This is a genomic window from Massilia glaciei (genome assembly GCF_003011895.2).
Lineage (GTDB): Bacteria > Pseudomonadota > Gammaproteobacteria > Burkholderiales > Burkholderiaceae_D > Telluria_A > Telluria_A glaciei.
Genome location: NZ_PXWF02000262.1, coordinates 1 through 25009 on the forward strand (window position 1 = coordinate 1; position 25009 = coordinate 25009).

General features: G+C 66.7%; 24 protein-coding genes. 7 read left to right on the top strand and 17 right to left on the bottom strand.

Annotation, left to right across the window (positions count from 1 at the left end; translation table 11 throughout):
- A partial coding sequence (locus C7C56_RS18815) for a sensor histidine kinase (protein WP_106758906.1) occupies positions 1–1051 on the top strand: 1051 nt, incomplete at its 5' end.
- 34 nt (positions 1052–1085) lie between these two features.
- Complete coding sequence (locus C7C56_RS18820; RefSeq protein ID WP_106758907.1) at positions 1086–2219, top strand: acetyltransferase domain-containing protein; 1134 nt, start codon at positions 1086–1088, stop codon at positions 2217–2219.
- Here C7C56_RS18820 and C7C56_RS18825 read toward each other — a convergent pair.
- From C7C56_RS18825 to C7C56_RS18870, 10 genes are all read right to left on the bottom strand, one after another.
- The gene (locus C7C56_RS18825; RefSeq protein ID WP_106758908.1) at positions 2216–2677 is read right to left on the bottom strand and encodes a GNAT family N-acetyltransferase; all 462 of its coding nucleotides are present in this window, start codon (positions 2675–2677) and stop codon (positions 2216–2218) included. The genes C7C56_RS18820 and C7C56_RS18825 overlap by 4 nt on opposite strands.
- A 62-nt stretch (positions 2678–2739) precedes the next feature.
- On the bottom strand, positions 2740–3783 hold the full coding sequence (locus C7C56_RS18830; protein WP_106758909.1) for a histone deacetylase family protein: 1044 nt from the start codon (positions 3781–3783) through the stop codon (positions 2740–2742).
- Positions 3784–3788: 5 nt separating this feature from the next.
- Entirely contained in the window at positions 3789–5393 is a 1605-nt protein-coding gene (gene gshA / locus C7C56_RS18835; protein WP_106758910.1) for a glutamate--cysteine ligase, read from the bottom strand.
- An 84-nt stretch (positions 5394–5477) separates the two neighbouring features.
- Positions 5478–7283, bottom strand: coding sequence for a DUF885 domain-containing protein (locus C7C56_RS18840; RefSeq protein ID WP_181373245.1), 1806 nt, complete (start codon positions 7281–7283; stop codon positions 5478–5480).
- A gap of 439 nt (positions 7284–7722) precedes the next feature.
- Complete coding sequence (gene prmC / locus C7C56_RS18845) at positions 7723–8553, bottom strand: peptide chain release factor N(5)-glutamine methyltransferase (RefSeq protein ID WP_106758912.1); 831 nt, start codon at positions 8551–8553, stop codon at positions 7723–7725.
- Positions 8553–9023, bottom strand: coding sequence for a disulfide bond formation protein B (locus tag C7C56_RS18850; RefSeq protein ID WP_106758913.1), 471 nt, complete (start codon positions 9021–9023; stop codon positions 8553–8555). Before C7C56_RS18850 ends, prmC begins: the two co-directional genes overlap by 1 nt.
- A 102-nt stretch (positions 9024–9125) precedes the next feature.
- Positions 9126–10202: a peptide chain release factor 1 gene (gene prfA / locus C7C56_RS18855; RefSeq protein WP_106758914.1), complete on the bottom strand. Its 1077-nt coding sequence runs from the start codon at positions 10200–10202 to the stop codon at positions 9126–9128.
- Between the two features lie 79 nt (positions 10203–10281).
- Positions 10282–11574 (bottom strand): glutamyl-tRNA reductase, encoded by a 1293-nt coding sequence (hemA, locus tag C7C56_RS18860; RefSeq protein ID WP_106758915.1) that lies wholly within the window; start codon positions 11572–11574, stop codon positions 10282–10284.
- Between the two features lie 133 nt (positions 11575–11707).
- Positions 11708–12973, bottom strand: a complete 1266-nt coding sequence (locus C7C56_RS18865; protein WP_181373246.1) for a DUF2264 domain-containing protein — start codon at positions 12971–12973, stop codon at positions 11708–11710.
- A 179-nt stretch (positions 12974–13152) separates the two neighbouring features.
- Positions 13153–13842, bottom strand: a complete 690-nt coding sequence (locus C7C56_RS18870) for a response regulator transcription factor (RefSeq protein ID WP_106758917.1) — start codon at positions 13840–13842, stop codon at positions 13153–13155.
- A gap of 254 nt (positions 13843–14096) precedes the next feature.
- Here C7C56_RS18870 and C7C56_RS18875 point away from each other — a divergent pair, with 254 nt between their 5' ends.
- Positions 14097–14597: a hypothetical protein gene (locus C7C56_RS18875; protein ID WP_106758918.1), complete on the top strand. Its 501-nt coding sequence runs from the start codon at positions 14097–14099 to the stop codon at positions 14595–14597.
- A gap of 111 nt (positions 14598–14708) precedes the next feature.
- On the opposite strand, the gene minE is transcribed toward C7C56_RS18875, so the two are convergent.
- From minE to C7C56_RS28990, 4 genes are all read right to left on the bottom strand, one after another.
- Positions 14709–14960 carry a cell division topological specificity factor MinE gene (gene minE, locus C7C56_RS18880; RefSeq protein WP_106758919.1) on the bottom strand — a complete coding sequence of 84 codons (252 nt, stop codon included), beginning with the start codon at positions 14958–14960 and terminating at the stop codon, positions 14709–14711.
- Position 14961: 1 nt separating this feature from the next.
- Positions 14962–15777, bottom strand: a complete 816-nt coding sequence (gene minD, locus C7C56_RS18885; RefSeq protein WP_106758920.1) for a septum site-determining protein MinD — start codon at positions 15775–15777, stop codon at positions 14962–14964.
- A gap of 28 nt (positions 15778–15805) precedes the next feature.
- A complete protein-coding gene (gene minC, locus C7C56_RS18890) occupies positions 15806–16588 on the bottom strand; it encodes a septum site-determining protein MinC (RefSeq protein WP_106758921.1) in 783 nt (260 codons plus the stop codon).
- Positions 16589–16783: 195 nt separating this feature from the next.
- On the bottom strand, positions 16784–16993 hold the full coding sequence (locus tag C7C56_RS28990; protein WP_181373247.1) for a hypothetical protein: 210 nt from the start codon (positions 16991–16993) through the stop codon (positions 16784–16786).
- A 67-nt stretch (positions 16994–17060) separates the two neighbouring features.
- Between C7C56_RS28990 and C7C56_RS18895 the strand changes: the two genes are divergently transcribed.
- Positions 17061–18545, top strand: coding sequence for an alpha/beta fold hydrolase (locus C7C56_RS18895; protein ID WP_181373248.1), 1485 nt, complete (start codon positions 17061–17063; stop codon positions 18543–18545).
- 66 nt (positions 18546–18611) lie between these two features.
- Here the strand turns inward: C7C56_RS18895 and C7C56_RS18900 are convergent, their stop codons facing one another.
- Entirely contained in the window at positions 18612–19583 is a 972-nt protein-coding gene (locus tag C7C56_RS18900) for a LysR family transcriptional regulator (RefSeq protein WP_106758923.1), read from the bottom strand.
- A 106-nt stretch (positions 19584–19689) separates the two neighbouring features.
- Here C7C56_RS18900 and C7C56_RS18905 point away from each other — a divergent pair, with 106 nt between their 5' ends.
- Complete coding sequence (locus tag C7C56_RS18905) at positions 19690–20655, top strand: sodium-dependent bicarbonate transport family permease (protein WP_106758924.1); 966 nt, start codon at positions 19690–19692, stop codon at positions 20653–20655.
- A gap of 543 nt (positions 20656–21198) precedes the next feature.
- Here the strand turns inward: C7C56_RS18905 and nhaR are convergent.
- Positions 21199–22098 carry a transcriptional activator NhaR gene (nhaR, locus tag C7C56_RS18910; RefSeq protein ID WP_106758925.1) on the bottom strand — a complete coding sequence of 300 codons (900 nt, stop codon included), beginning with the start codon at positions 22096–22098 and terminating at the stop codon, positions 21199–21201.
- A 109-nt stretch (positions 22099–22207) separates the two neighbouring features.
- Here nhaR and C7C56_RS18915 point away from each other — a divergent pair, with 109 nt between their 5' ends.
- Both C7C56_RS18915 and C7C56_RS18920 read left to right on the top strand, forming a co-directional pair.
- Complete coding sequence (locus C7C56_RS18915; RefSeq protein ID WP_106758926.1) at positions 22208–22597, top strand: HPF/RaiA family ribosome-associated protein; 390 nt, start codon at positions 22208–22210, stop codon at positions 22595–22597.
- A 33-nt stretch (positions 22598–22630) separates the two neighbouring features.
- Positions 22631–23596: a TerC family protein gene (locus tag C7C56_RS18920; RefSeq protein WP_106758927.1), complete on the top strand. Its 966-nt coding sequence runs from the start codon at positions 22631–22633 to the stop codon at positions 23594–23596.
- A 92-nt stretch (positions 23597–23688) separates the two neighbouring features.
- On the opposite strand, the gene C7C56_RS18925 is transcribed toward C7C56_RS18920, so the two are convergent.
- Positions 23689–24993, bottom strand: a complete 1305-nt coding sequence (locus C7C56_RS18925; protein ID WP_229458864.1) for a Xaa-Pro dipeptidase — start codon at positions 24991–24993, stop codon at positions 23689–23691.
- Between the last annotated feature and the right edge of the window lie 16 nt (positions 24994–25009).

Genomic DNA, 25009 nt, shown 5'->3' on the forward strand with positions numbered 1-25009 from the left:
GGCCGAACGCGGGGCGGGCGCCGGCCTGGCGCCCGGGCAGCAAAGCCTGGTCGCCAACGCGCTCGCGCTCGAGGCCCGGCTCGAGCACGCCCCGATCGCGCTGTTCTCGATCGGCCTGGCCGGCGGCCCCGGTCCGGTGGCGCCGCTCAACGCCAACGCGCGCCGGCTGGTGGCCCCGGGCCGCGCCAGCGACGCCGACGCGCTGTACCGGCAGTTGGGCGCGCAGCCGATCGGCCGGCGCAGCATGATCGGCTTCGACTCCGAACGCGGGGTCGAGCGCGCGCTGGTGTCGGTGTCGGCGCTGGCGCTGCACGGCGAGGCGCAGCGGCTGGTGGCGCTGATGCCGGTCGAGAGCGAGCTCGAGGCCGAGGCCCTGAACGCGTGGCGCCAGCTGGTGCATGTGCTCACCCACGAGATCATGAATTCGCTCACGCCCGTGGCCTCGCTCTCGCACACCGCCTACGAGCTGCTCGACGAACTGCGCGCCGCGCTGCCGCCCGAGCCGGCGGCCGACCTGTTCACCGCGCTCGACGCGATCCGCCGGCGCGCCGACAGCCTGGTCGACTTTGTCGGCAGCTATCGCAGCCTGTCGAACCTGCCGCCGGCGCGGCCCGAGCTGGTGCGCGTGGGCGAGCTGTTCGAGCGCATCAACGCGCTGGTGGCGCCGGTGTGGCGCGACCGCGGCGGCGATGTGCGCTTCGCGCTCGAGGGCGACGCGCTCGAACTGATGGTCGATCCGGGCCAGCTTGAGCAGGCGCTGATCAACCTGCTCAAAAACGCGTTCGAGGCGAGCGCGCAGGCGGGCGCGCCGCAGGCGCAGGTCAGCGCCCGGCTGGGACGCGGCGCGCGGCTGCGCATCGAGGTCGGCGACAACGGCGCCGGCGTGCCCGACGCGCTGGTCGCGCACATCTTCACGCCGTTCTTCACGATCAAGAAGCAGGGCGGCGGGATCGGGCTGGCGATGGTGCGCCAGCTGATCCACGCCAACGGCGGCACCGTGCGCTACGCCAAGTCGCTCAGCGCCGGGGCGCGCTTCATCATCACATTCTGACCGGCGGCACCGTGCGCCAAACCGAGGACACAGCATGACCAAGCTTTCCCGCCTGACCTCGATCGACATGCTGCGGGGGTTCGTCATCGCGCTCATGGCGCTCGACCACACGCGCGACTTTTTCGCGCCCACGCCGTTCGACCCGCTCGACCTGACGCTCGGTTCGGCCGGCTGGTACTGGACCCGTTGGATCACCAACCTGTGCGCGCCGACCTTTGTGCTGCTGGCTGGCGCCTCGGCCTTCCTGCGCGGCCTGAAAGGCGACCAGGCGGAACTGTCGCGCTACCTGCTCTCGCGCGGGGCGATGCTGATCCTGCTCGAGATGACCTGGATCAGTTTCAGCTGGCAGTTCGGGTTCAACGTCATCATCTTGCAGGTGATCTGGGCGCTCGGCGCGGGCATGATGTTCCTCGGGCTGCTCGTGTGGCTGCCGCTGCCGGCCATCGCGCTGATCGGGGCGGCGCTGATCTTGCCGCACAACCTGCTCGACCTGGCGCCGGGGGCCAAGCCCGGCGCGCTGATGATGGCCTGGCACCACGCCGGCTTTTCGCCGCTGCCGGGCAACCACGGAATCGTGTTCCGCTATCCGCTGATGCCTTGGCTCGGGCTGATCGCCGTCGGCTACGCGCTCGGCCCGGTGTTCCGCTGGGAGCCTGCGCGGCGCCAGCGCTTCCTGTTGTGGGCGGCAAGCGGCCTGCTGCTGGCGTTCGTGCTGCTGCGCGCGGCCAATTTGTACGGCAATCCCAAGCCGTGGCTGGCGCAGGGGCGCGGCTGGGCGGTCGACCTGATGGCTTTCATGGACGTGGAAAAATACCCGCCTTCGCTGCTGTACCTGTGCGTCACGGTGGGCCTCGCGCTGCTGCTGCTGGTGGCGATGGAGCGCATCAAGCCGGTGCCGCCGCTGCTGCTGTTCGGGCGCACGCCGATGTTCTTCTACGTGGTGCACATCGCATTGATCCACCTGCTCGGGAACGTGTATTTGACCGCGCGCTTCGGGTCGATGGACACGCCGCGCGGGCTGCCGCTGGCGTATGTGCCGTCGCTGCTGGTGTGCTATGTGGCGTGGGTCGCGATGCTGGCGCTGATGTACTGGCTCACGCGCTGGTGGTGCAACTGGCGCGCCGCGCGCCCGTTGGCGCTGGCTGACCGCTCATCGACAAGCTGCTAGGATGATTGCAGCAGCATGTCGATGTGCACGATGCCGTCCTCGTCGTACGGTTCCGAGACCGTCTTGAAGCCAAAGCTGGCGTAGAACTGCTCGAGGTAGCGCTGCGCGCCGATGCGGATATGCTGGCCCGGATAGAGCTGGCCGGCGTGCCAGATGCCCTGTTCGAGCAGCTCCTTGCCGGTGCCCGTGCCGCGCGCGGCGGGCGAGGTCAGCACGCGCCCGATCGACATCTCGGCGTACTTGGCGCCGGGTGCCAGCACCCGCATGTAGGCGGCCAGCCGGCGCTGGCCCTTGATGGTGCGCCAGCCGAGCAGGTGGTGGGCCGCGAAATCGAGTCCGTCCATGTCGTTGTAAAAGCAGGTTTGCTCGAGGATGAACACCTCCTGGCGCAGGGCCAGCACCGCGTACAGCTCCGCGCCCGAGAGCGCGTCAAACGCACACCACTGCCATTCCGTCATTGCGATTCCTTTTGTTTGTGAGCCGTGTGAGTGATGCCGTCCATATGCCGTCCATATGCCGTCTATGCGGCGCCGTCGAAACCTGCGAGCACGTTGACCACGTTGACGCCGATCTCGGGCACCGCCGCGCCGCCTTCGAGCACGAACACGGTCGGCAGCCCGAGGTGCGCGAGGCGCTCGCCGATCCGCGAAAAATCGTCGCTTTGCAGCGCGAAGCTCGAGCGCGGGTCGCCGGCGAAGGTGTCGACGCCGAGCGAGACCACCAGCGCCTCGGGCGCGTAGCCGGCCAGCTTGTAGCATGCCGTCTCGAGCGCGGCGAACCAGCTGGCCGCGCTTGCGCCGGGCGCGAGCGGCAGGTTCATGTTGCAGCCAAGCCCCGCGTGCTCGCCGGTCTCGTCGGCGTGCCCGAGGTAGAACGGGTACTCGTGGCGCGGGTCGGCGTGGATCGAGACGAACAGCACCTCGGCGCGCCCGTAGAAGATGCTCTGGGTGCCGTTGCCGTGGTGGTAGTCGAGATCGATGATGGCGACCCGGCTGGCGCCGTCGTCGAGCAGGTGCTGGGCCGCCAGCGCGGCGTTGTTCAGGAAGCAGTAGCCGCCGAAGTAGTCGGCGCCGGCGTGGTGGCCGGGCGGGCGCGTGAGCGCAAAGCTGGCGCGCTCGCCCAGGCGCAGCGCGTGCGCGGCGTTGATGGCGCAGTCGGCGCCGGTCTTGGCGGCGATCCAGGTGCCGGCCGTGAGCGCGCTGCCGGCGTCCGACGCGTACATGCCGAGGCGGGCCGTGAAGTTGTCGGGTTCGACGTCGCGCCGCATGCCGTGCGCCGGCCACAGCGAGGGCAGCGCGTCGCGCCCGGCGTTGGCCGGGTCGAGCGCGGCCCATTGGCTCCAGGCGCTGCGCAGGAAATGCAGGTAGCGCGGCGTGTGCACGCGTTCGAGCGAGGCCAGCGAGACGCCCTGCGGCGTGACGATGCGCCCGAGCGCGCGCCGTTCGAGTTCGGCCAGCACGAGGCCGGCGCGCTCCGGTTTTTCGGAGCATGGCACGGCCGCGCCGCGGAAGATCTCGCCGCGGCCGTGGTGCTGGGCGTGGTGGTTATTGTAAAAGGTGAGCAAGGGTGTCAGTCACCACACAGCGTGCTGGAATTGTAGGCGGCGACGAACTGGTCGAAGCCGCCGGTCTGGCTCTGCTCGATGATCAGCTGCTCGGCCAGCGAGGCGGCGCCCAGTTCGGCGAACATCTGCTCCTCGGCCGGCATCAGCGCGTCGGCGCGGAAGTGGGCCGCGTGCAGCACGCTCTGTTGCAGGCCGAAGGCGGCGAACGAGCCCAGTTCGCGCACCGCGCCCAGCACCCGCGCCGACGGCGTCAGTTCGGGGTCGGCCACCTTGGCGCGCTGTGCCGCGAGCGAGGACGCGTGCACGGCGCCGTCGCTGTGCTGCTCCTTGTGCTGCTCGTCGAGCAGCCGCGCGCACGGGGCGATGCGCTCGAGCAGTTCGGCGGCCCACTCGCGCAGGCCGACCTCGGCGCCGTCGCGGGTCAGGGTAAGGCCCGGGCGGCGGCCCTCCTTGACGGTGCGCGCGAAATTGCGCGCGTGGACGTCGCTTTGCGCCGGCGTGATCGGGGCGCTTTCGTCGAGCGCGCAAAACAGCAAAAAGGCGTCCATGAAGCGGCCGGTCTCGAGGCTGATGCCGATCGGCTCGAACGGGTCGACGTCGAGGCAGCGCACCTCGACATACTGCACCCCGCGCTTGCACAGCGCCTGCACCGGCCGTTCGCCGCTGCGGATCACGCGCTTGGGGCGGATGGTCGAATAATATTCGTTCTCGATCTGGAGCACGTTGGTCGAGAGCTGGATCCACTCGCCGTCCCTGCGGGTGCCGAGCTCCTGGTAGGGCGGGTAGGGCCGGTTGACCGCGTCCATGAGCGTCGTGACATAGCTTTCGAGGCAGTTCTCGTGCGGGGTCAGGCCGGACTGGGCGTCGTTCTGGTAGCCGAGGTCGCTCATGCGCAGGCTGGTCGCGAAGGGCAGGAACAGGGTGTCGTCGGAGAGCGTCTCGAGCTGGTGCGCGCGCCCGCGCAGGAAGCCGGCCGAGAGCGCGGGCGAGGCGCCGAACAGGTACATCAGCAGCCAGCTGTAGCGGCGGAAATTGCGGATCAGCGCGAAGTAGCTGGCCGACTGGTAGTCGCGCAGCGGGCAGCCGCCCTCTTCGGGCACGCCGTCGTTCTCGCGCAGCAGGTCCCACAGGCGCTCCGACAGCGAGTAGTTGTAGTGGATGCCGGCGATGCACTGCATCGCCTTGCCGTAGCGCAGAGCCAGGCCGCGCCGGTACACGTGTTTGAGCATGCCGATGTTGGACTTGCCGTACCAGGCGATCTGGATCTCGTCCTCGGACGGCAGCGCGCACGGCATCGATTGGCTCCACAGCATCTCGGCGCCGAGCCGGGTGTAGGCGAAGCGGTGGATCGCGTCGAGCCGGTTGAGCGTGAGGGAGATGTCGTGTTCGGCCGGGGTGATGTATTCGAGCAGGGCTTCGGCGTAGTCGGTGGTGATTTGCGGATGGGTCAGGGCCGATCCGAGTTGCTCCGGATGGGGGGTGCGCGCCAGATGGCCTTGTGGGTCGATGCGCAGCCCTTCGCGTTCGATGCCGCGCAGGCCCTGCCCGAGCAGGGCGCGGTGCGCGTCGTCGCCGAGCAGGGCGAGGCGGCGGGTGAGTTGGTTCGGCACGGAGATCCTTTCTTGACCTGCTAAATTGGTAATTTGAGCAGAGATTAACCGAAATCGGGCAAGCGCGTCGAGCCGGCGGCGATTTTATCGGGCGCCGCCAAGTGCCGGCGGCGCGGCCGGCGGCGCGGCCGGAGGGGGCGGCCGCGGCGGCGCCACGGACGCCATCCAGAGTCCGACCTGCTGCTCGAGCAGCGACAGCGGCAGCGGCCCGTTGTCGATCACGGCGCCGTGGAAGCGGCGCAGGTCGAAGCGCGCGCCGAGCGTGGCCTGGGCCTGCTCGCGCAGCGCCCGGATGCGCAGTTGGCCGAGCTTGTAGCCGAGCGCCTGGCCGGGCCAGCCGATGTAGCGGTCGACCTCGACCTCGTTGTCGAACGCGGTGTTGGCGGTGTTGGCGTTGAGGTAGTCGAGCGCCTGCTGGCGGGTCCAGCCCCGCGCGTGGATGCCGGTGTCGACCACCAGCCGCGCGGCCCGGAACAGCTCCGAGTTGAGCTGGCCGAAGCGCGAGAACGGGTCGCGCATCAGGCCCAGCTCGGGGCCCAGGCTTTCGGCGTACAGGGCCCAGCCCTCGCCGAAGGCGACGTACCAGCCGCGGCGCCGGAACTCGGGCAGGTCGGCCAGTTCGTGGGCGCGCGCGGTCTGCAGGTGGTGGCCCGGCACGCCCTCGTGCAGGGCCAGTGTTTCGATCTCCCAGATCGGGCGCGCGGCCAGGCGCGAGGTGTTGACCACCAGCGCGGCCGGCGTGAACAGGCTGCCGGCCTGATAGTAGGCGGGGGACTGGGTCTCGGCGCCGAGCGCCTGCACCGGCTTGACCACCAGCGCCTCGGACGGCAGCGCGGCGAACAGCTCGGGCAGGCGCGCGCTGGCGCGCGCGACCACGCTGCGGTAGCGCGCCAGCAGCGGCGCCGGTTCTTTGTAGAACAGGCGCGGGTCGGTGGTGGCGAAGCGGACGAACTGGGCGAAGTTGCCGGCGAAGCCGGTGCGCGCGATGGCGGCGCGCATGCCGGCGCGGATGCGCGCGACCTCTTGCAGGCCGAGCGCGTGGATCTCGGACGGGGTCAGGTCGGCGGTGCTGTGGACGCGCGCCAGAAAGGCGTAGTAGTCGTTGCCTCCGGGCAGGGCGTTGGCGCCGATGCTCTCGCGCGACAGCGGCAGGTAGTCGGCGCGCAGGTATTGTTCGAGCCTTTGCAGCGCGGGCGCGGCCCTGGCGCGCAGCGCGGCCGGGCCGGCCGCGGCCAGTTCGTCGCGCACGGCCTTGGGGATGGTGGCCGGGATCTGGCGGAACGGCAGGCCCAGCGCGCCGCTCTCGACCCCCTCGCGCAATTGGCGCAGCAGTTCGGGCACGGGGCGCAGCACCGCGCGCGGGGTGCTCCAGCCGGTCTTGAGCCCCTCGCCGAGCTGCTCGATGATGCCGTCTATGTGGGCCGGCAGGGCCTCGATGCGGGCCAGGTAGTTGCGGTAGTCGGTCTCGTGGGCGAAGGGCATCTGCGCGACCAGCTGGGCGAAGCTGATGTGGATGCCCTCGTGCCCGCTCAGCGGTTGCACCTGGTAGGGATAGAACGAGGCCGCCTCGAGCTTCTGGGCCTGCTCATACACGAATAGCTCGAGGGAAAGCTGGTTTTGCGGGCTCAGTTTGTCGTGCTCGAGTTGCAGCGCCTGTTCGAGCATCTGCTGGGCGTGCGCGGTGGCGGCTCGGCTGCCCGCTAGCGAGGTGTCGGACAAGGTGGCGTTGTAGCGGTGGTCGCCGGCGGCGGTTGCCAGTTCGGGCCGGTTCTGCATGCGCCATTGCCATTCGGCGTCGAACAGCGCGCGCGCGGCGGCATCGGGGTTGCCCGCCGCCATGGAAGTGCACGGAGCGATCACGAAGACACAGAGGACCAGCAGTTTGCGCATGCGCGGCTCCAGGGACGAGAACGCTATTCTAGTGCAGCGGGCGAAGCGCTGGCGCGCGCCGGCCCGGTGGTGCGGCAGCGATGGCGTGTCCGCGGCCATCGACCTCGTGCCCGCGCAAAACCCATCGGCGCTCCCGCCATTGGCAGAAATGACTTCCGGCAAAGCGGGGACCTGGCCGGGCTTGCCATCAAACGGCGCTTGATACTCCAGACCTACGGCTTGCGAGGTTAAATCCGCACAAGGCGCATCGTTGCAAACTCATCATGGGCCCCGCTTTCGCGGGAAGTCATTTCTGCCAATGGCGGAAATGACGGGTTTATTTTTGCGGTTCCGCGCAGCCATCCACATTATCCCCACCGCCATCCACATGATCCCGCCGCCATCGACGCGAAGGGCGCCGCCATCGACGTAATCCCTGCCGCTTCTGTTGCGGCGCCGATCACGAATGCGCGGCCCTGCGGGCGCCGCTGACGCGTTCGATGTCGGCCAGGTCGCGCCAGCTGCGCACGTCGGTGTAGCCGTGCTCGTCCAACAGCGCGCGCACCTGGGCGGCCTGGTCGTAGCCGTGCTCGAGCAGCAGGTGGCCGTGCGGGACCAGGTGCGCGGCGGCGCCGGCGATGATCGTGCGCAGCGCCGACAGGCCGTCGGCGCCGTCGCTGAGCGCGCCCGGCGGCTCGTAGCGCAAATCGCCCTGCGCCAGGTGCGGGTCGGCATGGGCGATGTACGGCGGGTTCGACACGATCAGCTCGAAGCGCTCGCCGGCCACCGCGCCGAACCAGTCGCTGTGCAAAAAACGCACCCGCGCGCCGTGGCTGGCCGCGTTCCCGGCCGCCACCGCCAGCGCCGCCGCGCTGACGTCGAGCGCGCACACGCGCGCGTCGGGCCGGGTGTGGGCGATGGCGACCGCGATGGCGCCGCTGCCGGTGCCCATGTCGAGCACGCGGCCCAGGTCGGGCAGCCGCTCGAGCGCCAGTTCGACCAGCAGTTCGGTGTCGGGGCGGGGAATGAGCACGGCGTCGGTGACGCGCAGCGCGAGGCCGAAGAATTCGCGCTGCCCGACGATGTAGGCGATCGGTTCGCCGGCCAGGCGGCGGGCCACCAGCGCGCCCAGCCGCGCCGCCTCGGCCGCGGTGAGCGCGCGCGTGTCCTGGGTGATCAGGCTCACGCGCGTCATGCCGAGCGCGTGGCACAGCAGGATGCGGTTCTCGAGCGCGCCGAGCGGCAGCGCCGCCTGCAGCGCGCCGACCGTGCTGCCGGGTTCGACGTGCATCAGTGGCGCTTGCGTACCAAAATGTACACGAGGACGAGGGTGATCATGCCGAAGGCCAGCAGCGACCACTGCGGAATCGAATAGCCGTAGATCAGGTCGGCCGCGTCCTCGCACAGGCCGTCGGCCTGGAACAGGGCCGGCATGTAGACCGCCGTCGGCCATTTGTTGAGCATGGTTTCCATCGGATCGATACCGCACGACAGGCCCGGGTTGGCCAGCAGGTGCACATGCTTGGCGGCGGTCGCCAGCCCGGCCAGCGCGCCGACCAGCGCGGCGGCGGCCCAGGTCTTGACCCGCATGGTCGACGCCGCCAGCAGGCAGAACAGGCCGGTCACGAGGAAGGCGTAGCGCTGGATCACGCACAGCGGGCAGGGCAGCATGTCGACCATGTGCTGGAGGTATAGCGCGAGGCCGATCAGCGAAAAGCAGAACAGGGCGATCGCATTCAACAGGATTCGGGAAGCGGGCATCGGATTCTTTCGTTACGGGTGGGCGGTTTGTTGGGCCTCGGCTAATTTTCGCACAAAGCAAGCCTGATAGAGTATCTCCCTTCTATTGTCGTATGGCAAACTTTAATCGCCGAGGGCGGCCAACAGTTCGGCCTGGTGCTCGGCCGCCAGGGCGTTGGTCAGGTCGGCCAGGTCGCCGTCCATGATGAAATCGAGCTTGTAGAGCGTCAGGTTGATGCGGTGGTCGGTCATGCGCCCCTGGGGGAAGTTGTAGGTGCGGATGCGCTCGCTGCGGTCGCCCGAGCCGATCAGGCTCTTGCGGGTGGCCGCCTCGGCCGACTGCTGGGCCCGCAGGTGCACGTCTTTGATGCGCGCAGCCAACACTTTGAGCGCCGAGGCCTTGTTTTTGTGCTGGCTGCGGTCGTCCTGGCACTCGACCACGATGCCGGTCGGCAGGTGGGTGATCCGCACCGCCGAGTCGGTCTTGTTGATGTGCTGGCCGCCCGCGCCCGAGGCGCGGTAGGTGTCGATGCGCAGCTCGGCCGGGTTGATGTTGACGTCCTCGACCTCGTCGGCCTCGGGCATCACGGCCACGGTGCAGGCCGAGGTGTGGATCCGGCCCTGGGTCTCGGTGGCGGGCACCCGCTGCACCCGGTGCCCGCCCGACTCGAACTTGAGTTTGGAGTAGGCGCCGTTGCCGACCAGGCGCACGATGACCTCGCGGTAGCCGCCCAGGTCGGAGGCCGACTCCGACACCATCTCGACCTGCCAGCGGTTGCGCTCGGCGAAACGGGTGTACATGCGCAGCAGATCGCCGGCGAACAGGGCCGACTCGTCGCCGCCGGTGCCGGCGCGGATCTCGAGGAAGATGTTGCGCTCGTCGTTGACGTCCTTGGGCAGCAGCATTTTTTGCAGGTCGAGCTCGAGCTGGGCCATGCGCGCGCGCGCGCCCTCGATCTCCTCCTGGGCGAAATCCTTCATGTCGGGTTCCTGCAACATGTCCTGGGCCTGGGCCAGGTCGCCGCCGGCGAGCTCGAACTGCCGGTACAGCGCCACCAGCGGGCCGATCTCGGCGTGCTCGCGCGTCATCTTGCGGTAGTTGTCCATGTTCGAGGTCGCGCCTTCGCTCATGAGCAGTTCGTCGAGTTCGACGAGGCGGTTGGCCAGTTGGTCGAGCTTGGCCAGCATCGTTGGTTTCATAGGGGGTCTCAAGTGGGACGTCGGTCGGGTCGTCGGTCGGGTTCGGGGGCGGCGCGCGCCGCCGGGGACGTGCGGGGCGCTAACGGCGGCCGCGGAACAACTGGGGCAGCAGGGTGGCGAGGCGGGCGCGCTCGTCGCCCTGGGCGCGGTGCAGCGCCTGCTGCGGGCCGTGCATGAACTTGGCGGTGAGCCCCTTTGAAAGCGCCTCGAGCACCGCCTCGACGTCGTCGCCGCGGGCGATCATGCGGCGCGCGCGTTCGAGTTCGAACAGGCGCATGGTTTCGCTGTTCTCCTGCATGTCCTGGATCACCGGCACCACGGCGCGGTCGTCGATCCAGTGCATGAACGACTGCACGCGCGTCTCGATGATGGCCTCGGCCTGGGCCACGGCGGCCTGGCGGCTTTCGAGGCCGGTCTGGACCACCTGGCCGAGGTCGTCGACGGTGTACAAATAGACGTCGTCGAGGCGCGCGACTTCGGGCTCGATGTCGCGCGGGACCGCCAGGTCGACCATGAACATCGGCTTGTGGCGCCGGGTCTTGATCGCGCGCTCGACCAGCCCGAGGCCGATCAGCGGCAGCGAGGACGCGGTGCACGAGACCACGATGTCGAACTGGGCCAGGTGCTCGGGCAGTTGCGCGAGCTTGATGGCGCGCCCGTTGAAGCGCAGCGCGAGCGCCTCGCCGCGTTCCATGGTGCGGTTGGCGATGGTGATCGATTTGGGGTTTTGCGCGGCGAAGTGGGTGGCGCACAATTCGATCATTTCGCCGGCGCCGATGAACAACACGTTCTGGTCGGCGATCTTGTCGAAGATGCGCTGCGACAGGCGCACCGCGGCGGCCGCCATGGAGACGCTGTGGGCGCCGATCTCGGTGGTGCTGCGCACCTCCTTGGCCACCGAGAAGCTGCGCTGGAACAGTTGGTGCAGATAGGTGCCCAGGCCGCCGGCCTGGTCGGCCACGCGCATCGCGTCCTTCATCTGGCCGAGGATCTGCGGTTCGCCCAGCACCATCGAGTCGAGCCCGGAGGCGACCCGGAACGCGTGGCGCACGGCGCCGTCGTGCGGCAGCAGGTACAGGTGCGGGCGCAGCTCGGGGTAGGACAGGTGGTGGTAGTCGGCCAGGAAGTGGGCGCCGGCGTCGAGCGGGTCGGGCGCGCCGGAGGCGGCGTACATTTCGGTGCGGTTGCAGGTCGAGAGGATCGCCGCCTCGTCGCTGCCGCGGGCGCCGGCCGGGCGCGCGTCGTCGATGCGCGCGAACCAGCCGCGCGCGGCCAGCACCGCCTCGCCGAGCTGGTCGGGCGCGAGCGCCAGCTGCTCGCGTAGCGAGACCGGTGCGGTGGTGTGGTTGAGGCCGACGGCGAGCAGTTGCATTTTTAAAGCTGTATTGTTAGCGTGACAAGCGCGCGGGGCGGATGCCGCCATTATAGCGCGTCGGGCCCGGGCCGCTTCGGGGGGGGAGGGCGGCCGTCGCTTTGGCGCGCGCGGGACGGCGCGCGGCGCGGCATCAATACTTGACGGGATAATCCTTCGGGAACTTGCCGCCCGAAAATGCCTTCTTCTGCGTCCAGTCCTGCGCCGGCGCGCTCCAGTACGAATCGGTCTCCGGCAGGCCCAGCGCCAGAAAGCCCTCCGACGTGATGTACATGCTGCCGTTGTTGGAGTACCAGTCGCCCAGTTCCGGCTGGTGGCCGACAAAGCCGATGGTCAGGAAGTCATCCCTGGTGAAATTGCCCGGCGCGCTCCAGACGGCCTTGTGCACGGCCTGCATGGCCGCCCGGACCTGCCCCTCCGGCAGGCTCGCCGGCAATTGCTTGCGCCACGCGAGCAGGCCCAGCGGCTGGAACGCCGCCGTGCGGTAGGTCAGCGAGCGGCCCACCGGCGGAAAGGTGCCCCCGGGCGAGACGAAGCGTTCCAGGTGTTCGCCGAAGCGCTGCATGCGCCTGACCGACTGGGCCAGCAGTTCGGCCGGCTTGGCGCCCCAGAACGGCGCCTTGAACCTGACCAGCACCTCGAGTATTTCAACGAGCATCGGGTACATCACGAACGAGCTGTAGTAATCGAAGTGGAAGGTCTCGCCATCCTTGATCCAGCCGTCGCCCATATACCATTCGTTGACCTTGCGGACCGCCAGGTTGATGCGAATCGGGTCGCTTTCCTCGCCGATCGACAGCAGCCAGGCCTCGTTCATGGCCGCGAACAGCAGCCAGTTGGTGTACGGCGGATCGACCCGGCGCAAGCCCTTCACCTCGGCGATGATGCGCCGCTTGGTGATGGCGTCGAGCGGATCCCACAGCGCGTGCGGCGTGCGCATGAGCGCGTTGGTGAAGTAGGCCGAGTCCACCAGCGCCTGGCCCTGGCCCTTCCACAGCAGGTAGTCGGGGCTTTTCGGGTCGACCGAGTTGGCATAGCTTTGCAGGGCCATCTGCCGCAGGCGCTTGCGCTCGCGCCCTTCGGCGGTGCCGCTTTCGGGCAGGCCGAGCCACGGCGCCATGCCCGAGATCAGGCGCGCGAAGCATTCCATGTACGCGACGCGCTGGTCGCGTTTATCCCAGGTGGGGCTCAGTTCGAGCGCGAAATTGTTCCGCAGCTCGCCCCTGGACATGTTTGACAGCACCGGTTCGGCAATCCTTTGCAGCAAGCCGGCCATGTACGCGCGGTCGGCGCTGCCGGCGGCGTTGGCGTCGGCGGCGAGCGTGCCCGGGCCCGCGCCAAGCAGGCCGCCGGCGGCCGATCCCGCCACCACCGTGCGCATGAAGTTACGTCGTTCCAATTGATCCCCTTGTTTTGCGCGGCTGACATGCGTCAGCGGACAAGGTCACGTTACCATCCTCGATTTTCTTGCACAACGCCAATTCGGATCGCCGGCGATACAATCAGCCGGGTGATTGCCGCGGGTGGTACGGGGAGGGGCGGCGAGCCGGCCGGCGCGCCAATCCCGGCGGGGGATTGTTACGCGCCGAGCTTTTCGAAGCGGTAGCCGTAGCTGTAGACCGGCACCAGGCGGAAGCCGTTTTCGGGGCGCAGCTGGAGCTTGTTGCGCACCCGCGAGACGTGGGTGTCCATCGTGCGCGAGGGCACGGCGGTCTCGCGGATCCACACCGCCTCGTGGATGTAGGCGCGCGACAGCGGCCGCCCGATGTTGCGGAAGAACAGCAGCGCGAGGTAGAACTCCTTGTGCGTCACCTCGACCACCACGCCGTTCATGAGCAAACGCCCGGTCCGCGTTTCGAACACGTATTGGCCGAACGTCAGTTGCTCGGCGCCCGCCTGCGACGGATAGGCGCGCCGCAGCAGGGCTTGCACCCGCGCGACGATTTCGCCGCGCCGCAACGGCTTGATCAGGTAGTCGTTGGCGCCGGCGCCGAGGCCGGCCACGATGTCGTCTTCACCGGAACTTCCGGTTAAAAAAATTATCGGCGTGGTGGCCGGCAATTTCTCTTTGGCGCGGCGCACGAATTCGACGCCCGTCAGGTCGTTGACCTGCCAGTCGAGGATCAGCAGGTCGTAGCCTTCCTTGCGCAATTGGGCGAGCAGGTCGCGCCCGCTGTCGAAGCTGTGGCATAGGTGGCCGGCAGCGGTCAGGACCTGACAGATCAGTTCTGCTTCGCTGCGGTCGTGGTCGAGGACGGCGATTCTCATGATGGGGCGATTCGTGTACGCTTTTCGCGTTTATCTGTAGGACGGGTCCTACGTATCCAGATGAATAGTTACTTTGAATATAACAGACATTTACAATGAAACAGGCGGCGCACGATAGATATTTGCATTGAGCAACAGGTTTGCCGTACAGAACGTGCAACGAATTCGATACACGTTACACTGCTTAAACGTGCATTTCAACCGACTTTACAAGTCTCGCAAGAAATATTGCCCAAAATAAATAGGAAATTCCCATGAGAAAGCCTGTCGGCGTGGATTGGTCCTTGATTCCAGGAAATGGCAAGGACATCGAGCAGATGCGCGAGCATTGCCGGCGCCTCGTGCGGCGGCGCGCCTTCATCGCCGCCAGCGTGTCGGCCGTGCCGATCCCGGGCGTGGACGTGGTGTCCGACCTGTCGCTGTTCACGCTGCTCATCAACGACGTCAACAAGGCCTTCGGCCTGACCCAGCAGCAGGTCGAGAACCTGCAGCCGAAATGGCGCCTGATCGCCTACCAGGGCGCGGTCGGGATGGGGGGGATGATGGTCGGACGGGTCATCACGCGCGAACTGGTGATGCAGCTGTTCAAGCGCGCGGGCCTGAAAATGTTCGCCAAGTCGGCCGCGCGGGTGGTCCCGATCGCCGGCCAGATCGCCTCGGCGGCGATCGGCTTCGCGGTGTTCCGCAAGCTCGGCTACGAACACGTCGACGCCTGCGCGGTCGTCGCGCGCGAACTCATGGTGGCGCGCCCATAAGGCTGGGGCCCACCCCCTGACGCTGGGGCGCAACCCTAACGCTGTGGCGCGCTCCCAACGCCGCGCCGGCCGGCCCGGGGCCGGCCCTTGCCATTCCAGCGCCGGCCGCGCTCAGTGGTCCGGCAGCACCACGTTAACGTCGAGCACTTCCAGGTTGCCCTGGCGGTCGAGCGAGATCTTGATGTCGTCGGCGTTGACCTTGGTGTACTTCGAGATCACCTCGATGAGCTCCTTGTGCAGGGCCGGCAGGAAGTCCGGACCGCTGCGCCCGGTGCGCTCGCGCGCGATGATGATCTGCAGGCGCTCCTTGGCGGCCGAGGCGCTTTTCGCCTTGGGCGGGAACAAAAATGAGAGCAGGGCCATATCACTTTCCCCCGAAGATGCGCTGCAGCAGGCCCGGCTTCTCGTAGGTCGTGAAGCGCAGCGGCCGCTCCTCACCCAGGAAGCGGGCGATCACGTCCTCGTACGCCTCGGCCACGTCGGTGCCCTTGAAATGGATCGCCGGATTGCCCTGGTTCGACGCGTGCAGCACCGACTCGGACTCGGGGATGATGCCGATCAGGGGGATGCGCAGGATCTCCTGCACGTCCTGGTAGGACAGCATCTCGTCGGCCTCGACCCGCTTGGGCGAGTAGCGCGTGATGAGCAGGTGCTCCTTGACCGGCTCGGCGCCGGTCTGGGCGCGGCGCGACTTGGCCTGGATGATGCCGAGGATGCGGTCGGAGTCGCGCACCGAAGACACCTCGGGATTGGTCACGATGACCGCCTCGTCGGCGAAGGTGAGCGCCATCAGCGCGCCGTGCTCGATGCCGGCGGGCGAATCGCAGACGATGAACTCGAAGCCCATGTTGATCAGATCGTTGAGCACGCGCTCGACGCCCTCCTCGGACAGGGCGTCCTTGTCGCGCGTCTGCGAGGCCGGCAGGATGAACAGGTTGTCGCAGTGCTTGTCCTTGATCAGGGCCTGGTTGAGCGAGGCCTCGCCGTTGATGACATTGATGAGGTCATACACGACGCGCCGCTCGCAACCCATGATCAGGTCGAGATTGCGCAGGCCGACGTCGAAGTCGAGCACCGCGGTCTTGTGCCCGCGCATCGCCAGGCCGGAGGAGAAACTGGCACTGGAGGTCGTTTTTCCGACGCCGCCCTTGCCGGACGTTACAACAATAATTCGAGCCACAAAAAGGTCCTTTGGATATGGTGATGGGTCAGGCGCGGGTTGCCGGGGTTATCGATTGTATATCTATCCGGTCCCCGACCAGGCGAATCTGGGCCGGCTTGCGCGCCATGTCGGCGGGAAAGCCCTCGTCGAAGGTGCGGTACACGCCGGCGATCGAGACCAGTTCGGGCTCCATCGCGAGCGCGAAGATGCGGGCATTGGCGTTGCCCGAGGCGCCCGCGAGCGCGCGCCCGTGCAGCGCCGCGTAGACGTGGATGCTGCCGTCGGCGATGATCTCGGCGCCGTTGTTGACCACGGCGGCGACGATCAGGTCGCAGCCGCGCGCGTAGATGCGCTGGCCGGCGCGCACCGGGGTGTCGATGATCATGGTGCCGGGCGCGGCCACGGCGGTGGCCGCAACGACAGCCGCCTCGACCGGGGCCGGCGCGACGGCGGCCGGGGCCGGCGTGGGCGCGACCTGGAAGTCGGGCAGCGGGCGGGCGTGGTTGCCGCCGCCGTCGTCGAGCGAGAGGCCGCGCGCGCGGATGGCCTCGCCCATGGCGGGCGCGGCGCCGCGCACGGCGACCGCGTTCAGGCTGTATTTCTTGAGCAGCGCGACCAGTTGCGCCCAGTCGATCTCGGGATTGTCGGCGGCCAGGGCGCTGACGTCGATGACGGCGAACTCGTCGTCGAAAAAGTCCGGGCTGCCCCCGGTCATCCGGGTGAGCGCGGCGTCGATGACGGCCAGGTCGACCGAGCGCAGGATGGCCGACACGGCGACGACGGTGGAAATCTTGATTTCGATGGGCTGCGGGGACGGGCTTTTTGACATTGGTAGTGGGTGAAGGGTTCGGGGCGCCACCGCGTTCTTGACGGCAACGTCTGCCAATTAAGTGCAGGCTGGTGCATTCTACTTTGAAAATTGCTAGATGGGGAGGTTTGGTCCGTGTGCCAATTCCCGGCTTTGCCCCGGGGGGACGCCGACTTCGTCAAAAAAAGCGGTCGGTTAAATTTGCCGGTCCATCAATCAACCGGAGGCAATCTTTAATGTCCGGTATTTGTTCCACTTGATTTGCGCCCGCGGGGCTATGGCGCCGAAACGCTCCGCCTCGATCACGTCCGCGGCACTCCCGGCCAGCGATGGTTCCACGGTCTCCGCGGTGTTTTTTCCCTCCACGCCCAACTCCACCGGAACGCCGGCCTTTGCCTTGCTGAGAGGCACGCTCCGCAACGGCATGAGACTGCCTGCGGTCGTGAACCTTTTCACGCATTCGACAACTACCGTTCACATCAACGGAGGGACCATGAATTCAATCAGCTCGCGCTTACTTCTTAACTTGTTTCTTATTGTCGAGTTGGCGTTGTGCGCGCCGCTCGCCGTCGCGGCCGTCTCGCTGTCGGCCACACTCATCGATGCGAAGGATGCAACCTTGATTGCCAGCGATGGCACGGCCTTCGTCGTCACCAGCGCCCGCGTCAAGGTCCCGCAGCGGCGCGCCGCTCCGGATGCCGCGGCAATCGAGCTGGCGGTGGTACGGGTGCGGCGGGCAGGCAATGTTGGCGGAAATGCGCACGTGATGCTGGCCGGCGGTCCGGGCGACTCCGGGGTGCGGCTGGCGCTGGACATGGCCAGGCGGGGAGGCGCGGCGCTGTCGGGGTTTATCGATGGCGACCTGATTGGCATCGACCAGCGCGGGATCGGCGGCTCCACGCCCAGCCTGCTCCCGCCCGTGCGCTACGGCTTGCCGCTGGAGGCGCAAGGCTCGGTGGCCACCTGGCTGCCCATCATCGAGGCGGCCACCCGCACGGTCGCCGCCGAGATGCGCCGGCGCGGCATCGACCTGCAGGCTTACAACACCGAGGAAAGCGCCGATGACGTCGCCGCGGTGGGCCAGGTCCTCGGCTACGGTCAGATGACGCTGTGGGGGCGCAGCTACGGCACCCATCTGGCGCTGGCGACGGCGCGGCGCCACCCGGCCATGGTCAAGCGCATGATCCTGGTCAGTCCACTTGGGCCGGACCACAAATGGAAGCTGCCTTCCCAAGTGGACCTGGTGATGGGGCGCATAGGCGAGCGCGCCGGGGCGCCGCGCATGACGGCGCAGTTGCGTGAGATTGTCGACCGGCTGGGACGCGCGCCGGTGCGGGTCGCGCTGCCCGACCCGGCCACGCAGAAAACGGTGAACGTCGTCATCGTCCCGTGCGACGTGCAGTGGGTGATCGCCCAGGTGATCGGCGACCCGCGCGCGCTGGCGACCTTGCCGGCGGCAGTGCACGAGATGCATGGTGGCGACTTCCGGCGCGTGGCCCAGATGTCGCTGGCATTGCGCCCCCGCCTGGGGATCATCTCCGCAATGAATCACATGATGAACCTCAGTTCGGGCGAGAGCGGCGATCGCAAGGCGCGCATCAAGCGCGAGGCCGGCAGCGCGCTGCTGGGCGACGCGATCAACTTTCCTGGTCGTTATCTGGGCCCCGCCTGGGGCGCGCGCGCGCTCGATGGTGGATTCAACGAGCCGGTCACGGGCGCTGTGCCGACCTTGATTCTGGCGGGCGACCTCGATGCGCGCACGCCGGTCGAGAACGGGCGCGAGATCGCCGCCACGCTCAGCGCCGCCAAGCTGGTGGTGGTGGAGAACGCGGCCCATGAGTTCAACGTGTTTGGCAATCAGGCGATCCGCGCGCTGCTGGGCGGGTTTGTCAGGGGTGAGGCGATCGTCGACGAGCGCGTGGTGCTGCCGCCCTTGCGCTTTGAAAAGGTGCCCGCAGTGCCCACAGAGGCGCCATGACGGGATGACCATGAGCATGGCGCCGCAACTCGGCAGCGAGCCGTCGAGTCCTTTTAGATCTGACGCTCAGCCCGGGGCGCCGGCGTCGGCCGTGTAATGGCCGGCAAGCTTGGCGATATCAGGCGCAACCAGGGCCGGATCGACGCAATCGGCGAGATTGTCCGCGATAAACTCGATCAGCTGCATGGCGGCGTGCGGCAGGCGGCGGTCTTTGCGGCTCACCAGATACCAATTGCTCTCGAGGGGAAAGCCCTCGACGGGGAGGACCTTCACTTCGTCGCGCCCCTCCTGCAGGGTATGGGCCGAGATCAAGGCAAGGCCCAGGCCCGATGCCGTGCTCAGCCTGATCGCCTCGTTGCTTTCGATTTGCATCGTGTCGGTCAATTCCACCCCATGGCCGGTGAGCCACGCATCGAACATCATCCGGGTGGCCGAGCCCGGCTCCCGGATCAAAAACCGCTCGTCCCTTATCTCGGAAAAGGCGAGGCCGGCGCGGCCCGCCGCCCAATGGTCCAGAGGGGCGATGATCTGCAACGGATTTTTGAGGATGCGGTTGGCTTGCACCGTGGTGCCGGTTGGGGGATGGCTGAACACATACAGGTCGTCGTCCTGGCGCGCGAAGCGGTCCATGATGTGGGCCCGGTTGCCGATGCTCAAGGTCACGGTGATCTTGGGGAATTGCCGGTAGAACGGGCCGAGGATGCGGGGCAGCACGTATTTAGCGGTGGTGACGATGCCGATGTTGATGTGCCCGGCGCTGCCGCCGCGCAGGCGCCCGAGGAACAGGTCGAAGTCGTCGAAGCGGCCGAGCACATCGCGGGCGGCCAGCTGCAGCTCGCTTCCGACGTCGGTCAAGACCATTTCGCCATCGTGATAGTGGAACAGGGGCTCGCCGACGGCGTCGCGCAGCTTTTTGAGCTGCATCGACACCGTCGGCTGGGTCAGGTGCAGCATGCGCGCCGTGGCCGAGATGTTCCTGGTGCGCGCGACGTGGACAAAAACCTGGAGCAGGCGAAAACTGAGCTGGCGAACGTCCATAGATGATCGTCTATATAAAATTGGTCAAATATTCATTGGCCAATATACCCAGAATTGCCGACAATCGCCACCTCTTCTTGCTTCGCCTACTTTGGTTCAACATTCCATGCCCGATATCGTCACCGCTTTTTTTGCCTTGGGCCTGCTCGCCGGTGTGGTGAAATCGGATCTCAAGGTGCCGGACGCGATCTATCAAACGCTGTCCATCCTGTTGATGCTCGTGCTCGGCCTCAAAGGCGGGCTGGCCTTGCATGGGAAGTTCGAGCTCGCAATGTTGTCGACCCTGCTGCCGGTGATGGCGCTCGGGATTCTCATACCCCTGATCTGCTACCCGATCCTGCGGCGCGCGGTCGGTTTGCCGCTCGACGACGCGGCCAGCATCGCGGCCCACTACGGATCGGTGAGCGCGGGCACGTTCGCCGTGGTCCTGGCGCTGGCCGAAAAATCGGCTCTGCCGCTGGGACCGGAGACGACCTTGTACCTGGTCGTGCTGGAATTGCCCGCGATCGTACTCATGCTGTGGTTGCACCGCACGCTCAGCGGCAACGCGGGCCACGTGGCCCACGCGGCCCACGCGGCCCACGCGGCCAGGCACGGGATTTTGCGCGAGGCGTTGACGAGCCGTAGCGTGCTGTTGCTCGTCGGCGGCGTGTTGATCGGCTATTTTTACGGGCCGGTCGGGCTGGGCCCCTTGCAGCCGGTGTTGCTCGACGGTTTCAAGACCATGCTCGCCGTGTTCATGCTGGAAATGGGCCTGTGCACCGCCAAAGCGTGCATGCCATTGCCCCTGCACCAATGGCGCCTGATGCTGTTCGCGGCGCTGATGCCGTTTGGGCTGGCGTGGGTGGGCATCGGGACCGCGCTCGCGCTGGGCCTGCCGGAGGGCAGTGCCTTGGTGCTCGCCGGCCTGACCGCCAGCGCCTCGTATATCGCCGCGCCCGCCGCGATACGCGCCTCGATCCCGAGCGCCAACATCGGGTTGGCCATGCTCGCCGCGCTCGGCATCACGTTCCCGATCAACGTGCTGGTCGGCTTGCCCTTGTACCAGGGCTGGATAAAGCTTTTTTACTAGGACCGAAACAAGATGAATCCAACCGTGCTGGTTTGAAAAGCAGTTTAAGAAATCGCGAAACCGAATCGCCACTTACAACAACCAACGACATTCCCGTTTACGGAATATGCAGCTTGACGTCGCACTGGACACCAACTTTTTTAGAAAGCAGCTTCAGAAATCGCGAAACCGAATCTTCACTACCACCAACAACCAACGTCATTCCTGCCATTGGCAGAAATGACTTCCCGCGAAGGCGGGGACCCATGCTGAGCTTGCCTATATGAAGAGTTCCAACCTTCATGCTTGGGAACTGTGCGTCCAAGACTTTGAAAGGCGCATGACTGGGTGCTCAGCATGGGTCCCCGCTTTCGCGGGGATGACGTTGGATATAGCAAGCAGTGCGCTTTCGCGTGGTTGATGCTGGCTATTTTTCAGATCAAAATCTAGATCGTGATTTCTGCCACGTTAACGTGTCTGCTCGCTGACCCGCTGACCCGCTGACCCGCTGACCCGCCAATTCGCCAATTCACCAACTCGCCAACTCGCCAATTCGCTTCCGCGTCACGCGAACAGCTTGTCCTTGGCCATCCTGCTGATCGCCACCGTGGCCGGGTGGCTGAGGCGGCGCTCGGTGGTGATGGCGTAGACTTGCTCGACCAGCGTATCGACACGCCCGAGTTGGACGACCCCGTACTGCGTGCTCACTTGCTCGGCGATGACGGTGGGGGCGAAGAACACCCCCGCGCCGGACTGCCCGAACGCCTTCATCATGGCGCTGTCGTCGAACTCGCCAACAATGCGCGGGTGCAGGCCCATTTTTTCCAGCCAATGCAACACGCGCTGGTGGATCGCGAAGTCCTCGCCGGGCAGCAGTATGGGCGCGCCGTTCAGGCAGGCCGGGAATGGCGCCTTCAGGCGCGCCGCCAAGTACGCCGTCGCAAACACGGTCATCCCGCTTTCGCCCAGCAAATGGTTGTAGCCGCGCACGCTCAGGTGGCTCGGCATGGGCCGGTCGGCGATGATCAGGTCGAGCTTGTGGACGGCGAGGTCGGCTACCAGGCTGGCCAATCTGCCCTCGCGGCAAATCAGCCTGACCGGCTCGGCCAGCCTGAGCGCGGGCTCGACCAGCCGGCAGGCGATCAACTTCGAGACCGAGTCGGAGCAGCCGACCCGATACGCGATGGCGCTCGTCATCGTCTTGTCGGCCACGACGTCGAGCAAGGCATCGCTCGTATTGAAAATCTCCTCCGCGTAACTGAGCACGCGATGCCCCATGTCGGTCAGCTCGAGGTTGCGGCCCACCTTGCGGAATAGTTCGACTCCAAGTGATTCGGCGAACTCCGTCAGTTGCCCCGAGATCGATTGGGGCGCGAGATGCAGCAGCACCGCCGCCTTGGCGATGCTGCCGGTTTTTGCCACCGTCCAGAAGTAACGCAGGTGTTTGAAATTGAGCGCGGCCATGGCTGTCCTTATAGATCGGTTTTTTCGATGGTATATCGAATTATAATCGAGTTGTGCGATGGGTTTCCGGCCCCTATTATGCTCCCACCAACCTAAAAGGAGAACCATCATGCGTGTGATTATTCAAGCAAACGGATTTGTGTTGACCGAGGCGCTGCGGACCTACACCGAGCAGCGCCTGGCGATCGCGCTGGGCTGGGCGGGAGATCATGTGCGCAAGGTCGCGGTGTCGCTGTCCGACATCAATGGCCCGCGCGGCGGCATCGACAAGCGCTGCAAAATTCAGGCTAAGCTGGACGCCGGTACGGAGGTGATCATCGAAGACACCGAGGCCGACCTGTACGTGGCGATCGACCGCGCCGCCGACCGCGCCGACCGCGCCCTGGTGCGCCGCGTCGAGCGCAGGCGCGACTTCAACCATGTGCGCCTGGCCCCCGATGCCCCCGTGCATGAAACCACGCCCGGCGAGCCGGAGCTTGCCGAGAACGACTACCGCTAGGCGCCGCGGCGCGTTTGATCCAAGGAGAACTGAATGAATGGTTTAGAAAGTATCGCCAGTGCCCCGATGTGGGGCGCCTTCATCGCGTTTGTGCTTGTCATGTTGGCCCTCGACCTGTTCGTGTTCGGCGGTAACAAGGCACACAAGGTCAGCGTCAAGGAGGCCGGCCTCTGGTCGCTGGTGTGGGTCAGCCTCGCGCTGATTTTCGGTGCCGGTTTGTGGTGGTACCTCAACGGCACGCAGGGCGAGGCGATCGCCGACCAGAAGGCGCTGGAGTTTTTCTCCGGCTACCTGATAGAGAAGGCGCTCTCGGTCGACAACGTGTTCGTGTTCCTGCTAATTTTCACGGCCTTCCAGGTACCGCAGCAGTACCAGCGCCGGGTCCTGATCTACGGTGTGCTGGGCGCGATCGTGATGCGCGCGGTGATGATCATGGCGGGTGCGTGGGTCGTGAGCGAGTTCAGCTGGGTACTGTATCTGTTCGGCGCGTTTTTGCTCCTGACCGGTATGCGCATGCTGGTGGCGGCCGACCAGGAACCCGATGTGGCGAACAATCCGGTGCTCAAGTTTGCGCGCCGCCACCTGCGGGTCGCGGAAGGCGACCATGGCGAGCGCTTCTTCATCCGGAAAGACGGGATCCGCTATGTCACACCGCTGTTCCTGGTGCTGATCCTGATCGAGGTGACGGACCTGGTGTTCGCGGTCGATTCGATCCCGGCGATTTTCGCGATCACGACCGATCCGTTCATCGTGTTCACGTCGAACCTGTTTGCGATTCTTGGCCTGCGGGCGCTGTATTTCCTGCTCGTTGACGTGGCGGACCGTTTCCACCTGCTCAAGTATGGCCTCGCCATGGTGTTGACGTTCATCGGCGCGAAAATGCTGATCATGCCGTGGTACCACGTGCCGGTCCAGGCGTCCCTGGTGGTGGTGGCGGTGCTGATCACGGCAAGCTGCCTGGCGAGTTTGTTCATCAAACCCAAAGCCGACGAGAAGTAAGTTGTGAAGGCCCGGTGCAAGCGCACCGGGCTTTTTTTCGCCTGGCGCGGGCGCGGGCGATTGCGCCCGCGAACGCCGCCAAGGCGCCGCCGCTAGCGCCCCGCCCGGACCTGCTCGCCACCCTTGATGACCACCTCGACGCGCTCGAGCAGGCTGACGTCCTGCGTCGGGTCGCCGTTGACGGCGATCATGTCGCCATAGCGCCCCGCCTCGATCACGCCGACATCCTTGCTCGCGAGCGCCTGCGACGCGTTGATGGTCGCGCTCTGGATCGCCTGCAGCGGGCTCATTCCATAACGCACCATCACGGCGAACTGTTTCGCGTTGTTACCATGGGGGTAAATGCCCGCATCGGTGCCATAAACCATCTTCACGCCGGCCGCATGGGCGCGGCGGAAATTCTCGCGCTGCAGGTCGGCGATTTCGCGGTCCTTGCGCAGGTTGTCCTCAAGCACGCCGTTCTTCTTGCCCTCGGACTGCGTGTAGTCGGTGTTGTAGATGTCCATCGACAGCCACGCGCCGTGCTTTTTCGCCAGCGCGATGCCCTCGTCGTCGATCAGGCTGGCGTGCTCGATGGTGTCGATGCCGGCCCGGATCGCATCCCTGATGCCCGCCGCGCCGTGCGCGTGGGCGGCGACCTGCAGGCCCCACTGGTGCGCCTCGTCGGCGATCGCCTTCATCTCGGGCAAGCTCATTTGCTGTTGGCCGGGTTCGGTGTTTCTGGAAAACACGCCGCCGGTGGCGCAGATCTTGATGACCTGGGCGCCGTACTTGCGCAACTCGCGCACCTGCTTGCGGCCTTCCTCGGGGCTGTCGGCGTTGAACTGGCTCGATTGTTTCATCGACGGCGGGAAGTAGGTGGCGTCGCAATGCCCGCCGGTGGCGCCGAAGGAATGCGCCGCCGTCACCACCCGCGGGCCGCGCACCTTGCGCTGCTCGATGGCCTGGCGCAGGCCGACATCGTTCCACGCGTCGCTGCCGACGTTGCGCACCGTGGTGAAGCCGGCGTCGAGCGTTCGGCTCGCGTGCGGCACCGTCAGGACCGACCAGAAACGGTCGCCGAATTCGAGGCCCGAGTAGCCGCCGTAGCTCGGATCGCTGTCGAGGTGCACGTGCATGTCGATCAGCCCCGGCAGCAGCGTCATGCCGGGCAGGGCGATGCGTTTGGTCGATGCCGCGACCGCGTACGGGGCGTCGTCGCCTTGCTTGACGCCGACGATGCGGCCGTCGCGGATCAGCACTTGCGGATTGGCCAGCATTTTCCCGGAGCGCACGTCGAGCATCTTGGCGGCGGTGACGAGCACCTCCCCGGCTTGCGCGGTCGCGGCGCAGCACAGCGACAGGCCGAGCGCGGCGCTCGAGAGGGCAAAACGCAGACGGGTTGTATGTACGGGCACGGGGCAGACTCCAGTT

Excerpts from the sequence above, each read along its gene's own strand:
- hemA (WP_106758915.1), bottom strand. The coding sequence starts at position 11,574 with ATGCAACTGCTCGCCGTCGGCCTCAACCACACCACCGCACCGGTCTCG.
- C7C56_RS18905 (WP_106758924.1), top strand. The coding sequence starts at position 19,690 with ATGCCCGATATCGTCACCGCTTTTTTTGCCTTGGGCCTGCTCGCCGGT.
- C7C56_RS18870 (WP_106758917.1), bottom strand. The coding sequence starts at position 13,842 with ATGAGAATCGCCGTCCTCGACCACGACCGCAGCGAAGCAGAACTGATC.
- C7C56_RS18820 (WP_106758907.1), top strand. The coding sequence starts at position 1,086 with ATGACCAAGCTTTCCCGCCTGACCTCGATCGACATGCTGCGGGGGTTC.
- minC (WP_106758921.1), bottom strand. The coding sequence starts at position 16,588 with ATGTCAAAAAGCCCGTCCCCGCAGCCCATCGAAATCAAGATTTCCACC.
- C7C56_RS18825 (WP_106758908.1), bottom strand. The coding sequence starts at position 2,677 with ATGACGGAATGGCAGTGGTGTGCGTTTGACGCGCTCTCGGGCGCGGAG.
- C7C56_RS18920 (WP_106758927.1), top strand. The coding sequence starts at position 22,631 with ATGAATGGTTTAGAAAGTATCGCCAGTGCCCCGATGTGGGGCGCCTTC.
- C7C56_RS18850 (WP_106758913.1), bottom strand. The coding sequence starts at position 9,023 with ATGCCCGCTTCCCGAATCCTGTTGAATGCGATCGCCCTGTTCTGCTTT.
- prfA (WP_106758914.1), bottom strand. The coding sequence starts at position 10,202 with ATGAAACCAACGATGCTGGCCAAGCTCGACCAACTGGCCAACCGCCTC.
- C7C56_RS18875 (WP_106758918.1), top strand. The coding sequence starts at position 14,097 with ATGAGAAAGCCTGTCGGCGTGGATTGGTCCTTGATTCCAGGAAATGGC.
- C7C56_RS18840 (WP_181373245.1), bottom strand. The coding sequence starts at position 7,283 with ATGCGCAAACTGCTGGTCCTCTGTGTCTTCGTGATCGCTCCGTGCACT.
- C7C56_RS18915 (WP_106758926.1), top strand. The coding sequence starts at position 22,208 with ATGCGTGTGATTATTCAAGCAAACGGATTTGTGTTGACCGAGGCGCTG.
- prmC (WP_106758912.1), bottom strand. The coding sequence starts at position 8,553 with ATGCACGTCGAACCCGGCAGCACGGTCGGCGCGCTGCAGGCGGCGCTG.
- minE (WP_106758919.1), bottom strand. The coding sequence starts at position 14,960 with ATGGCCCTGCTCTCATTTTTGTTCCCGCCCAAGGCGAAAAGCGCCTCG.
- nhaR (WP_106758925.1), bottom strand. The coding sequence starts at position 22,098 with ATGGCCGCGCTCAATTTCAAACACCTGCGTTACTTCTGGACGGTGGCA.
- C7C56_RS18900 (WP_106758923.1), bottom strand. The coding sequence starts at position 19,583 with ATGGACGTTCGCCAGCTCAGTTTTCGCCTGCTCCAGGTTTTTGTCCAC.
- C7C56_RS18895 (WP_181373248.1), top strand. The coding sequence starts at position 17,061 with ATGAATTCAATCAGCTCGCGCTTACTTCTTAACTTGTTTCTTATTGTC.
- C7C56_RS28990 (WP_181373247.1), bottom strand. The coding sequence starts at position 16,993 with ATGCCGTTGCGGAGCGTGCCTCTCAGCAAGGCAAAGGCCGGCGTTCCG.